The organism is Bradyrhizobium altum (genome assembly GCF_020889705.1).
GTDB classification, from domain to species: domain Bacteria; phylum Pseudomonadota; class Alphaproteobacteria; order Rhizobiales; family Xanthobacteraceae; genus Bradyrhizobium; species Bradyrhizobium altum.
Genome location: NZ_JACMYP010000074.1, coordinates 20,403 through 33,104 on the forward strand (window position 1 = coordinate 20,403; position 12,702 = coordinate 33,104).

General features: G+C 64.2%; 12 protein-coding genes. 7 read left to right on the forward strand and 5 right to left on the reverse strand.

Annotated features, from left to right (window positions below; genetic code table 11):
• The 3 genes from H8B02_RS19540 to H8B02_RS19550 form a co-directional block, all read right to left on the reverse strand.
• Entirely contained in the window at positions 1-1,320 is a 1,320-nt protein-coding gene (locus H8B02_RS19540; RefSeq protein ID WP_229167724.1) for a dicarboxylate/amino acid:cation symporter, read from the reverse strand.
• Positions 1,321-1,421: 101 nt separating this feature from the next.
• On the reverse strand, positions 1,422-2,933 hold the full coding sequence (locus tag H8B02_RS19545; RefSeq protein WP_229167725.1) for a sensor histidine kinase: 1,512 nt from the start codon (positions 2,931-2,933) through the stop codon (positions 1,422-1,424).
• Between the two features lie 180 nt (positions 2,934-3,113).
• Positions 3,114-4,388 (reverse strand): serine hydrolase domain-containing protein, encoded by a 1,275-nt coding sequence (locus tag H8B02_RS19550; RefSeq protein WP_229167726.1) that lies wholly within the window; start codon positions 4,386-4,388, stop codon positions 3,114-3,116.
• 148 nt (positions 4,389-4,536) lie between these two features.
• Between H8B02_RS19550 and H8B02_RS19555 the strand changes: the two genes are divergently transcribed.
• The 6 genes from H8B02_RS19555 to H8B02_RS19580 all read left to right on the forward strand — a co-directional run bounded on the left by H8B02_RS19555 (position 4,537) and on the right by H8B02_RS19580 (position 10,482).
• Positions 4,537-5,451 (forward strand): dioxygenase family protein, encoded by a 915-nt coding sequence (locus H8B02_RS19555; protein ID WP_229167727.1) that lies wholly within the window; start codon positions 4,537-4,539, stop codon positions 5,449-5,451.
• Between the two features lie 342 nt (positions 5,452-5,793).
• On the forward strand, positions 5,794-7,110 hold the full coding sequence (locus tag H8B02_RS19560) for a CmpA/NrtA family ABC transporter substrate-binding protein (RefSeq protein WP_229167728.1): 1,317 nt from the start codon (positions 5,794-5,796) through the stop codon (positions 7,108-7,110).
• Between the two features lie 60 nt (positions 7,111-7,170).
• On the forward strand, positions 7,171-8,073 hold the full coding sequence (gene ntrB / locus H8B02_RS19565; protein WP_229167729.1) for a nitrate ABC transporter permease: 903 nt from the start codon (positions 7,171-7,173) through the stop codon (positions 8,071-8,073).
• A 10-nt stretch (positions 8,074-8,083) separates the two neighbouring features.
• A complete protein-coding gene (locus H8B02_RS19570; protein ID WP_229167730.1) occupies positions 8,084-8,878 on the forward strand; it encodes an ABC transporter ATP-binding protein in 795 nt (264 codons plus the stop codon).
• A gap of 80 nt (positions 8,879-8,958) precedes the next feature.
• The gene (locus tag H8B02_RS19575) at positions 8,959-9,384 is read left to right on the forward strand and encodes a globin family protein (RefSeq protein WP_229167731.1); all 426 of its coding nucleotides are present in this window, start codon (positions 8,959-8,961) and stop codon (positions 9,382-9,384) included.
• A 195-nt stretch (positions 9,385-9,579) separates the two neighbouring features.
• Entirely contained in the window at positions 9,580-10,482 is a 903-nt protein-coding gene (locus H8B02_RS19580) for an SMP-30/gluconolactonase/LRE family protein (protein WP_229167732.1), read from the forward strand.
• Here H8B02_RS19580 and H8B02_RS19585 read toward each other — a convergent pair.
• Both H8B02_RS19585 and H8B02_RS19590 read right to left on the reverse strand, forming a co-directional pair.
• Positions 10,419-11,210, reverse strand: coding sequence for a glutamine amidotransferase-related protein (locus H8B02_RS19585; RefSeq protein WP_229167733.1), 792 nt, complete (start codon positions 11,208-11,210; stop codon positions 10,419-10,421). The genes H8B02_RS19580 and H8B02_RS19585 overlap by 64 nt on opposite strands.
• 84 nt (positions 11,211-11,294) lie before the next feature.
• On the reverse strand, positions 11,295-12,380 hold the full coding sequence (locus H8B02_RS19590; RefSeq protein ID WP_212311277.1) for a substrate-binding domain-containing protein: 1,086 nt from the start codon (positions 12,378-12,380) through the stop codon (positions 11,295-11,297).
• A gap of 117 nt (positions 12,381-12,497) precedes the next feature.
• Here H8B02_RS19590 and H8B02_RS19595 point away from each other — a divergent pair.
• On the forward strand, positions 12,498-12,702 hold a 205-nt coding region (locus H8B02_RS19595; protein WP_229167734.1), incomplete at its 3' end, for an aldehyde dehydrogenase family protein.

Consider the following 12,702-nt stretch of genomic DNA (forward strand, 5'->3'; position numbering starts at 1 on the left):
TCAGCCTGCGGTGACGTCGACCGCCTCAGCGCCTTCGAGCACGCGCCGGGCCTTGTCCCGGTCCAGGTCACCTTCCCAAGCCGCGACCACGACGGTGGCGACGCAGTTGCCGATCAGATTGCCGACGGCGCGCGCCATGCCGATGAACCAGTCAACCGAGAGCACCAGCACGAGGCCGATCGCCGGGATGCTCGGCACCGCGTTGAGCGTCGCCGCCAGGATGACGATCGCCGAGCCGGGCACGCCGTGCGCGCCCTTCGACGTGATCAGCGACACGCCGAGCACCAACAGCAGGTCGCCGAACGACAGCGGCGTGTTGGTTGCCTGCGCGATGAAGATGACCGCCAGCGTCAGATAGATCGAGAACGCATCGAGGTTGAACGAATAGCCGGTCGGAATCACGAGGCCGACCACCGAATCCTTGACGCCGAAATGCTCCAGCTTGCGCATCACCTGCGGCAGCACCGCGTCGGAGGATGCGGTGGCGACCACGATCATCAGCTCCTCGCGCAGGTAGCCGAGGAACTTGAGGATGTTGATGCCGGCCAGCGCCATCACCCCGCCGAGCACGCCGAGCACGAAGATCGCGACCGAGACGTAGAACAGCGCCACCAGCGACAGCAGCTGCTTCAGCGAGCCGACGCCGTATTTGCCGACCGTGTAGGCGACGGCGCCGAGCACGCCGATCGGCGCGAAGCGCACGATCAGGCCCATGGCGCGAAACAGCACGGTCGAGACCGCGTCGATGAACGAGGTGATTTTCTCGCCCTTCTCGCCGCCGACCAGCGCCAAGCTGACGCCGAAGATAATGGCGAAGAACAGGACCTGCAGCACGTCGTTGCGCGACAGCGCGTCGAACGAGGTGGTCGGGATGATGTTGAGCAGGAAGCTGCCGATGCCTTCGCCCTTCAGCTTCTGTGCGTTGCTGGCATAGTTCCCGAGCGCCTTGGCATCCAGCGTCGAGGTATCGATGTTCATGCCGTGACCGGGCCCGAACAGATAGGCCAGGATCAAGCCGACCACGAGCGCGACCGTCGTCATCGCCTCGAAATACACCAGCGCCTTGACGCCGACGCGCCCGACCTTCTTGAGGTCGCCGGCGCCCGCAATGCCGTGCACCACCACGCAGAACACGATCGGCGCCACGATCATCGAGATCAGCTTCAGGAACGCATCGCTGAAAATCTTCAACCCGATCGCGAAATCGGGCGCGGCCATGCCGATGATGATGCCGAGCAGCAGCGCGACGAGCACCTGCACGAACAGCGATGTGTAGAGCGGCTTGCGTGCAACTGTGGCTTCCGCTGCGATGGTCGACATGAACTCCCCCTGTTTTTGGCCGGTGTTCTTGCCGGCCGATCCCACCCCATCTTAGCAACTTGCGTGCCAAGATGTCGCAGGATTGGGAGCCATTTACCCGGTCATTCTCCGGTTTCGAGGGTGCTGGTCACCGTGTAGACGACGCCGTGGGGCAGGAAATCCACCGTGGCCTCGCCGCCGAGCTGGTCGTGGGCGCTGCGCTCGATCAGCCGGGAGCCGAAGCCGCGCTGGACCGGCGCTGTGACCTCTGGGCCGCCGGCCTCGGTCCAGATCATCCGCAGCTTCGGCCCTGGACTCTCGTCAAGGATCTCCCAGTCCAGCGTCACCGTGCCGGTGTCATTGGACAACGCACCATATTTGGCGGCGTTTGTCGCCATCTCGTGCAGGAGCATCGACAGCACCAGAGCAAGCCGGGGCGACAGCGGCACGCGCGGCCCGAACATCTTGACCCGCTCGGCGGTGTTGTTCAGCAGATAGGGCCGCAGCACGCGGCTGACCACGTCCTGCAGGTCGGAGCCCTGCCATTTGTCGGTCGAGAGCAAATTGTGCGCCTCGGCCAGCGCGCCGAGCCGTCCCTCGAACTTGTCGCGCTCGGCGCGGCTCGCGCTGCGGAAGGTCTGCGTGGCGATCGATTGCAGGATCGCCAGCGTGTTCTTGACGCGGTGGTTGAGCTCCTCGATCAGGAGGTCGTGCAGCATCTCGCCGCGCGCGATCGTGGTCGCCATCCGCACCGCAAAGCCGAGGCCGACCAAGAGCAGGACGCCGCCGATCAGGCTGGTGATCGCGAGCGAGCGCCACAGTGGTGCCACCAGCGAGTTCTCGGCGATCCCCGCCGCGACGGTCCAGCCGGTGAGACGCGATCGGGTGAAGCCTGTGATCAGCGCCACGCCTTCGAGCGAGACGGTCGGCAGTGTCGCCTCGCTGCGGCGGAACATCTCGGCAAACAACGTTGGCGAGGCGCGCTGCCCGATGGTCGCCTGCGGATTCGGCACGCGGGCGAGGTTGACGCCGTCGCCGTCGAAGATCGAGATGGTCCAGTCCTGGTTCAGGCGCTGCCGCTCGATCATGGCCTGGAAGACCTCGATCGGCGGGCTGAAGGAGATGTCGTAGAGCACTTCGCCGTCGCGTATCACCGGCACCTCGACGGTGATGATCAGTTGCTGCTTCACCTCGCCGAAGAACAGGTTGGAGTATTGCGGCTGCCGCGTCGCAAACACCTTCTCGACGATCTCGAGATTGTTGCGCGGCGGCAGCCTCGCGGTGTCCGGCGTCAGCGAGGAGAACGCCTGGCGTCCCCTGCGGTCGGCTACCAGCACCACGCCGTCCTTGCCATACTGCTCGAGGAAGCCGGCTGCGACGCGGCGGAAATTGTCGAAGTCGCTGTTGCGCAGAGAGTTGGTCAGCGCCAGCACCTGCAACCCGCCGGTCATGCGCTGCATTTCCGCATCGAGCAGCAGGAGGATGCTGCGTGCGGTCTCCAGCACGCGCTGCGTGGCGGCCTGGCGGTCCCGCTGATAATTGTGGAAGACGATGCCGACCGCGAAAACGATCAGCGGCAACATCGTTCCCGCGAGCAGAAGCGCGAGACGCACTGGCAGTGTCAGTTTCGGCACGAAGTCCGGGGTCGATGCCCATTTGCTGTGAGCTTAGGGAAAGCGGGAAATGTCCGCCAAAGGAAATGACCGGCAATCTGAAAAATTCCGCGGCGCCTAGAGCATGATCCGGAAAAGTGTGAAGCGGTTTTCCGAAAAGATCATGCTCAGACGAATTGTGCGCCGCGGAAAGGTGTCGGGTCAGAGATTGCTCTCGGTGATCGCGGCGTAGACCATGGTGCGGAGCTCGCGCCGCAACGGATAGGCGCTCGACGGCAGCACCTGGGTCATGAAGATCGCGATCAGCTCCTCGGCCGGATCGATGAAGAACGACGTCGTCGCGGCGCCGCCCCAGTTGAATTCGCCCGGGCTGCCCGCGATCAGGGTCTGCGCCGGGTGCATGGTGACGGCGAAGCCGAGGCCGAAGCCGATGCCATTATAGGCGGCCTCGGCGAACATCGAGCGCGACATCGCCGGCAGGTCGACGCCGCCGGGCAAATGGTTGGTGGCCATCAGCTTCAGCGTCTTCGGGCCGAGCAGCCGGACGCCGCCGAGCTCGCCGCCGTTGAGCAGCGCCCGGCAGAAGGTCAGATAGTCGGCCGCGGTCGAGCACAGCCCGCCGCCGCCGGAGACCAGCGAGGGCGGCGACAGGAACGAGCTGGTGGCCGGATCGTCCTGCAGCGTCAGCGTGCCCTTGCGCTCGGCCGCGAGCGGGTTGAAGCCGCCCTGCGGGTCGGCGGAATAGCAGGCGGCAAAGCGGTGCGCCTTGTCGGCCGGCACGAAGAAGTCGGTATCGTTCATGCCGAGCGGCTTGAAGATGCGCTCCTTCAGGAACTGCTCGAACGGCATGCCCGAAATCTTGCCGACGAGATAGCCGAGCACGTCGGTGGAGACCGAGTAGTTCCAGGCTTCACCCGGCGAGAACTCCAGCGGGATCTTCGCAAGATCCTCGATCATGCTGTCGAGCGTGCCGGCCTTGATGACCTCGCCGATCTTCTTTTCGCGATAGGCCGCGTCGACATTGGAGCGCTGCTGGAAGCCGTAGGTGAGACCCGAGGTGTGGCGCAGCAGATCGACGATGAGCATCGGCCGGCCCGGCGGGCGGATCAGGAAGGCGGGCGCGGTGCCGGCAACGAATACGCCGAGGTTCTTCCATTCCGGAATGTATTTGGCGACCGGCTCGTCGAGCGCGATCTTGCCTTCCTCGACCAGCATCATGAAGGCGACCGAGGTGATCGGCTTGGTCATCGAATAGATGCGGAAGATGGTGTCGTCCTTCACCGGCACCTTGCGCTCGAGATCGGCAAAGCCCTGGACGGTGGAATGCACGATCTTGCCGCGGCGGTAGATCAGGAGCTGGGTGCCGGGAAAGCGGCCGGAATCGATGTAGCGGCTCTTCAGATGCGCTTCGAGGCGGTTGAGGGCGGTGGTCGACATTCCCGCGGATTCGGGCGAGGCAGGCGTGGGAGCTAACATCGGGCATTTTCTCCGGCTGGCGAGGCAGCCTTGATAGCCGAAAAGTGTCCGCTGCAGCAATCGGCCGCCGCTTACCGGCACCGGGCCGGTAGTGTACGGTCGGGCCCGCAATCGTACCCTCAAGGGATACGTCAAGGAAAACGCCGAGATGACCCAGTTCAACGAAACCGAGCTCACCACAGCCGTCATCCGCAGCTTCGACCAGACGCCCGATCCGCGGGCCAAGTTCCTGCTGCAGGAACTGGTGAAGTCGCTGCACGACTATGTGCGCAAGACCGATCTCACCTTCGAGGAATGGGACCACGCGATCGGCTTCCTGACCCGCACCGGGCAGAAGTGCACGGACATCCGCCAGGAATTCATCCTGCTGTCCGACGTGCTCGGCGTGTCGATGCTGGTCGATGCGGTCAACCACCGGGATCGCGACGGCGCGACCGAGACCACCGTGCTCGGCCCGTTCTATGTCGGCGAGCACAAGGTGACGCCGCACGGCACCGACATCTCGGCAAGCCTGCCCGGCGAGCGCATGTTCGTGCAAAGCCGCGTCACCGACCTCGACGGCAAGCCGCTAGCCAATGTGCCGGTCGATATCTGGCACGCGGACGACGACGGCTACTATGACTCGCAGAAGCCGAGCTATGCCACCGAAGGCCCGTCCTCGCGGGCGCGCTTCGTCACCGATGCCGACGGCCGCTTCTTCTTCCGCACCATCGTGCCGTGCAGCTATCCGATCCCGACCGATGGTCCGGTCGGGCAGATGATCACGCAGACCAACCGGCATCCGATGCGGCCGGCGCATGTGCACTTCCTGGTCAACGCCAAGGGCCATGAGCCGCTGATCACGCATGTGTTCGTCGAAGGCGACAAGTACATCGATTCCGATGTCGTGTTCGGCGTGAAGGACGAACTGATCGCCAAGGTCGAACGGCACACCGATCCTGTGATGCCTGACGGCCAGCGCTCGGATGGCCCGTGGAGCCTGATGACCTACGAATTCCACGTGAAGCCCGGCGGCGGAATGGCGCCCGCGCCGCTCGGCACCAAGGTCGCCGAAGACGCCTGATCACTGCCGTCCAAGCGCTTTGCTCAATTCATGTGCGGCGCACAAGATTTGGGCGAATCGCATTTTTTGGCAGCGCGCGGAGACTCCGCGCGCTGCGACAAGTTGCGCAAAACATTGCAATAAAATCGATTTTTGCACTGCGGTAGCTTGGCACAAGGCTTGAATAGTCAGCTGCCGACGCCATTGAAGCCGTCCCTCGAGGCCACCCCATCGGATTTCTGACGCCGCCAGACCGGGCATCCCCGGTGCATGCCCTTTTGCGCCCTGCGCGCGTCGCCACCCGATGAACGGTGCTCGACGCAAAGACGCAACACAGTGACGCAACGACGCAAAGGACGACCGATGACCAAGCCCAGCAACACGCCCCGAGGCCGCGCGATCAGCCGTCGCCGGCTCCTGAAGGCAACCGGCGGCGCCGCCGCGCTGCTCGCCGCAGCCAAGCTGAATTTTCCCGCTGGTGCATTCGCGCAGGGCGCAGGTCCGGAAGTGAAGGGCGCCAAGCTCGGCTTCATCGCGCTGACCGACGCCTCGCCGCTGTTCGTCGCCAAGGAGAAGGGCATCTTCGCCAAATACGGCATGCCCGATGTCGAGGTGCAGAAGCAGGCCTCGTGGGGCACCACGCGCGACAATCTCGTGCTCGGCTCCGAGGGCAATGGCATCGACGGCGCGCATATCCTGACTCCGATGCCGTATCTGATCTCGGCCGGCAAGGTGACGCAGAACAATCAACCGACGCCGATGTACATCATGGCGCGGCTCAATCTGAACGGTCAGTGCATCTCGGTCGCCAAGGAATATGCCGATCTCAAGGTCGGCGTCGACACCACGCCGTTCAAGGCGGCGCTGGAGAAGAAGAAGGCGAGCGGCAAGGCCGTGAAGGCCGCGATGACCTTCCCCGGCGGCACGCATGATCTCTGGATCCGCTACTGGCTCGCTGCCGGCGGCATCGATCCCGACAAGGACATCGAGACCATCGTGGTGCCGCCCGCGCAGATGGTCGCCAACATGAAGGTCGGCACCATGGACTGCTTCTGCGTCTGCGAGCCGTGGAATCTGCAGCTGATCCATCAGGACATCGGCTACACCGCGATCACCACCGGCGAGCTCTGGGACAAGCATCCGGAGAAATCGTTCGGCCTGCGCGCAGCGTGGGTCGACAAGAACCCGAAGGCCGCGAAGGCGCTGCTGATGGCCGTGATGGAAGCGCAGCAGTGGTGCGAGAAGACGGAGAATCGCGAGGAGACCGCGGCGATCTGCGCCAAGCGGCAGTGGATCAACTGCCCGGTCGAGGACATCACCGATCGCATGAAGGGCAAGTTCGACTACGGCACCGGCCGGGTGGTCGAGAACTCGCCGCAGCAGATGCGGTTCTGGAAGGACAACGCGTCCTACCCCTACCAGAGCCACGACCTCTGGTTCCTGACCGAGGATATCCGCTGGGGCAAGTACGAGGCGGGTTTCGACACCAAGGCGCTGATCGCCAAGGTCAACCGCGAGGATCTCTGGAAGGAGGCCGCCAAGGAGCTCGGCGTGCCGGCATCGGAGATTCCGGCCTCGACCTCGCGCGGCAAGGAGACCTTCTTCGACGGCAAGGTGTTCGATCCCGCCGATCCCGCCGCTTACCTGAAGTCGCTGTCCATCAAGCGTGTCGACGTCTGAGTTGACCATAGGGCCGCGCTCTGGCGCGGCCCGTCCTCTGACCACGGAGACTGTCTGTCAATGTCGATGCCTGCCATGAAGACCGAAGTGTCAGCGGTGGCGATCCCGCAGGCCGCTGCCGCGGCGCCGGTCGTCACCATGACGCCAAAGCGCGCACCGCGCGCCGAGACCTACGCAAAGATGGCGAAGGAGACCGCGGCGCGCGCGGTGCCGCCGTTGATCGTGGTCGCGCTGCTGCTGGTGGTGTGGGAGCTGATCTGCCGGCGCGCCGGCTCCAGCCTGCCGCCGCCGTCAAAAGTGTTCAAGGACACCAGGGAGCTGATCCTCGATCCGTTCTTCGACAATGGCGGCATCGACAAGGGCCTGTTCTGGCATCTCTCCGCCAGCCTGCAGCGCGTCGCCTACGGCTATTCGCTGGCGGCGATCGCGGGCATCGCGCTCGGCACGCTGGTCGGCCAGTCGGTCTGGGCGATGCGTGGTCTCGATCCGCTGTTCCAGGTGCTGCGCACCATCCCGCCGCTGGCGTGGCTGCCGCTGTCGCTCGCCGCCTTCCGCGACGGCCAGCCCTCGGCGATCTTCGTGATCTTCATCACCTCGGTGTGGCCGATCATCATCAACACCGCGGTCGGCATCCGCAACATCCCGCAGGACTACCGCAACGTCGCCGCCGTGGTGCAGCTCAATCCGCTGGAGTTCTTCACCAAGATCATGATCCCGGCGGCCGCGCCCTACATATTCACCGGCCTGCGCATCGGCATCGGGCTGTCCTGGCTCGCGATCGTCGCCGCGGAAATGCTGATCGGCGGCGTCGGCATCGGCTTCTTCATCTGGGACGCATGGAATTCCTCGCACATCAGCGAAATCATCCTGGCGCTGTTCTATGTCGGCATCATCGGCTTCGTGCTCGACCGGCTCATTGCGGGCCTCGGCAAAGTCGTGACCCGCGGCACGGCTGCGAACTGAGGGACAAGTCATGCAGGCTTATCTGAAGCTCGACCACATCGACAAGACTTTTACCCGCGGCAGCGCCACCACCGAGGTTCTGAAGGACATCAACCTGACGATCGAGAAGGGCGAATACGTCTCGATCATCGGCCATTCCGGCTGCGGCAAGTCGACCCTGCTCAATATCGTGGCCGGTCTCACCGGCGCCACCAATGGTGGCGTGCTGCTGGAGAACCGCGAGGTCAACGCGCCGGGGCCGGATCGCGCCGTCGTATTCCAGAACCACAGCCTGCTGCCGTGGCTGACCGTCTACGAGAACGTCAAGCTCGGCGTTGACAAGGTGTTTGCCAGGACCAAGAGCAGGGCCGAGCGCGACGCCTGGGTGATCCACAATCTCAGCCTCGTGCAGATGGCGCATGCCAAGGACAAACGGCCGAGCGAGATATCGGGCGGCATGAAGCAGCGCGTCGGCATCGCGCGTGCGCTCGCAATGGAGCCCAAGGTCCTGCTGCTCGACGAGCCGTTCGGCGCGCTCGACGCGCTGACCCGGGCGCATCTGCAGGATTCGGTGATGGCGCTGCACCAGAAGCTCGGCAACACCATCCTGATGATCACCCACGACGTCGACGAGGCCGTGCTGCTGTCGGACCGCATCGTCATGATGACCAACGGCCCGAGCGCACGGATCGGCGAGGTGCTCGAGGTGCCCTTGGCGCGCCCGCGCAAGCGGCTCGAGCTCGCGACCAACCCCGGCTACCTGAAATGCCGGCAGCGCGTGCTCGAATTCCTCTATGAGCGCCACAGCTTCGTCGAGGCGGCATGAGCTGCGCCTCGCTCACGTGAGAGCTTTTTTCGGCCTCGCCGCAATGGCGCTGCGAGGAAGCAGCGTGCACGGAGGCACACATGACGGAAGACCAGGTCAAGCTCGTCCAGCAGACCTTCGCCAAGGTTGCACCGATCTCGGAGCAGGCGGCGATCATCTTCTATGACCGCCTGTTCGAGGTCGCGCCCGGCGTGAAGGCGATGTTTCCCTCTGATATGACCGAGCAGCGCAAGAAGCTGATGGGAACGCTTGCCGTCGTCGTCAACGGATTGAGCAATCTATCGTCAGTGCTTCCCGCCGCGAGTGCGCTCGCCAAGCGCCATGTCGGCTATGGCGCCAGGCCCGAGCATTATCCGGTGGTCGGCGGCGCATTGCTGTGGACCTTGGAGAAGGGCCTCGGCGAAGCCTGGACGCCTGACGTCGCCGCCGCATGGACCGCGGCCTACGGCACGCTGTCCGGCTACATGATTTCGGAAGCCTATGGCAGCGCGCAGGCGGCGGAGTAGGGCGACGATCATCGGCCCACGCCGCTCGAAATCAGTTCCGCTAGGAACTGAACGTCCATCCGCGTCATTGCGAGCGTAGCGAAGCAATCCATACCTCCGCTGGCCGAGAGATGGATTGCTTCGTCGCTATCGCTCCTCGCAATGACGAAAGGATCGATCTAAGGTCCACCCGCTCCGCCAACGGGTGAACCAATAATGATGTTCCTGGAAACGCCGCCGAAACTGATCCCGACCGAGGTCTTCTCCGCCGTGCCGGCCGAGTTCCGCCGCAAGGTGGCGAGTGAATGGGCCGACGCCAACCGGCCGGGCGCGGTGACCGATTGCTTCATCGAGGGACCATCGTTCGATGCCGATGGCAACCTCTACATCGTCGACATTCCGTTCGGCCGCATCTTCAGGATTGCGCTGGACAAATCATGGACGCAGGTCGCCGAATATGACGGCTGGCCGAATGGGCTGAAGATCGACGCCAAAGGCCGCATCCTGATCGCCGACTACCGGCACGGGCTGATGGAGCTCGATGCCAAATCGGGCGAGGTCACGCCGCTGCTGCGCTCGCGCAATTCGGAATCATTCCGCGGCTGCAACGATCTGCACATCGCTTCGAACGGTGACATCTACTTCACCGACCAGGGCCAGACCGGGCTGCACGATCCGACCGGCCGCGTCTATCGATTGAAAACCAGCGGGCAGCTAGACTGCCTGATCGACACCGGCATCAGCCCGAACGGCTTGGTGCTCGATCCGCACGAGGCGGTGCTGTTCGTCGCCATGACACGCGACAATGCGGTGTGGCGCGCGCCGTTCATGAAGGACGGCAGCGTGTCCAAGGTCGGACGGTTCTGCTCGCTGTTCGGCCCGAGCGGACCGGACGGCATGACGATGGACAGGGCGGAGCGGCTGTTCGTCGCGCACGCCTCGCTCGGCCACGTCTTCGTGTTCGCTCCGAACGGCGAGTGCATCGCGCGGATCAAGTCCTGCGCCGGCCAGAGCTGCACCAATGTCGCGATCGGCGGCGCCAACCGCGACCGGCTCTACATCACGGAATCGGTGACGGGCACGGTGCTGGTCGCCGATATCAGCGGGCTCGACGGATAGTCACGCACCTGCACTGGAACGAAGCACGCTTTCGCTTGGTGCGATGGACAACAGCCAGTCGCCGAACACCTGCTCGGCTTGCGCGGCGACCGGCCTCGCCAGCGCCTGCATCGTCGCGCGCAGTTCGGGGATTGAGACTTTCGCGGCCGACAGTTCGACGGCGTGGCCGACATACCATTCCCCATTCCTCGAGCTGCCGCGGATCGGCCTCGAGGTGGAATTGCAGCGCGAGTGCGTTGCGGCCGTAAGCGAAGGCTTGGTTCTCGTAATTGGCATTCGAGGCCAGGCAGGTCGAAGGTGTCGCCGTGCCAGTGCAGCACTTTCGTCTGCAGGTTGCGCAGGCAGGACGATTTGCCGTCCGGCGTCAGGTCGATCGGCCCCCAGCCGATTTCCTTGACCTTGCCCGGGAACACGCGGCCGCCCAGCGCCAGCGCCATCAGTTGCGCGCAGAGGCAGATGCCGAGCGTCGGCAGTCCGCGGCGGAGCCGGTGTTCCAAGAGCGCAAGCTCGGTCGAGAGGAACGGATAAATGTCGGTCTCGTAGACCCCGATCGGGCCGCCCAGCACGATCAGGAGGTCCGCGTCGCTGACCGCGCGATCGGAGAGGTCGTCGACCGGCGCATCGCAGAACGACACGCTCCAGCCCGCACGCTCCATGATCGGGGCCAGCAGCCCGAGGTCCTCGAACGCAACATGGCGGATGGCAATGGCGGAGCGGGGTGGTCGCATCGGCAACGTCCAGCGTTTCGCTATATAATATCAAATATAGCGCAGCGGATCGCGGCGAGTCCAGCCGCCACGGCACAGGGCTGATCAGCGGTCGGAATGCATCTTCTCGAGAAAATCCTTCACGCCGCTGACGGCGCCGGTATTCGAGGCGACATAGCCGGGGAGCGCGCCCACGGCCTTGTGAAACTCGCTGCTCTTCATGATATCGAGCACGCGCTGCATCGGCTCGGTCTCGAGGAACGCGCGCTTGCAGACGAAGAAATAGTCCTCCGTGAGCAGCCGGATGAAATCGAGGCCGAACTGCCGTGCGGCGGCCTCGACACCAAAACTCGCATCCGCCATGCCGCTTGCAACATAGGCGGCGACGGCGGCATGGGTGAACTCCATGTGCTGGGCGCCATTGATCCGGCTTTGCGGGATCTTGTGCAGCGTCAGCAATTGATCGAACAGCAGCCGCGTGCCGGAATCATGGTCGCGGTTGACGAAGCGGGCCTTGCGCTCGACCAGGTCCTTCAGCGAGGTGATCTTCAGCGGGTTGCCGCGCTTGACCATCAGGCCCATCTCGCGCGTGACGAAGTTGATGACACGGTCCTCGCGCGGGTCGAGCCATTCCCGGCAGGCCTTGATGCCCCGCGCGCGCAGTTCGCCGTGCGGCAGATGCACGCCGGAGAGATCGCAGGCGCCCTGCGCCAGCGAGACCAGCGAGTTCTGGTTGCTGACGTAACGGAGATCGACGCCCACGCCGCCTTCGCGATCGAGGAACTCGCGCAGCTTGGACACCGCGAAGCCGTGGCTGGCATGAACCCGGATGACCTGCGGCCGCTGCGCGAGGAACGGCTTGATCTCGGTCACCAGTTCCTGCGCGAGGTTCTCGAGCTGCAAGCCGAGCCGCGCCTGCATGCGCTCGCCGGCCCACACCAGCTTCTCGCCGAACGGCGTCAGCTTCGAGCCCTTGCCGCGCTGGGTCTCCACCAGCGGCACGCCGAAGAAGCCGGACCATTGCTCGATCAGATTCCAGACATGGCGATAGGACAGCTGCGCATCGGTGGCGGCACTGGTGATCTTCCCGGTCTTCCTGATCTCGTTGAGGATGCCGAGCATCACGACCGCGGTCTGCGGTGAGTTCTCTTTCCGAAAGCGCCAGACGGTCTCGATCTCGATCTGCAGCATCGTGGTCACCACTTATGAAGTTGACTTCATATCCTGGTATACCAATAGGCACAAGATATCATATTTACTGCGCTTCAAAGCCTCCTACGTTGAAGAGCAACACCAGGAGGAAATATGATGTCGGTTGCATATGACTATGAGCGCGACGCCCACCACACCCCGACCGTCCGGGACGAGCTGTTACTGATCGACGGTGCCCGTGTCCGCTCGCTGTCCGGAAAGACCTTCAAATCCCTCAATCCCGCCACCGAGCAGGTGATCGCGACCATCGCCGAAGGCAATGAGCTCGACGTCGACCGCGCGGTCGCCGCCGCCCGCCGCG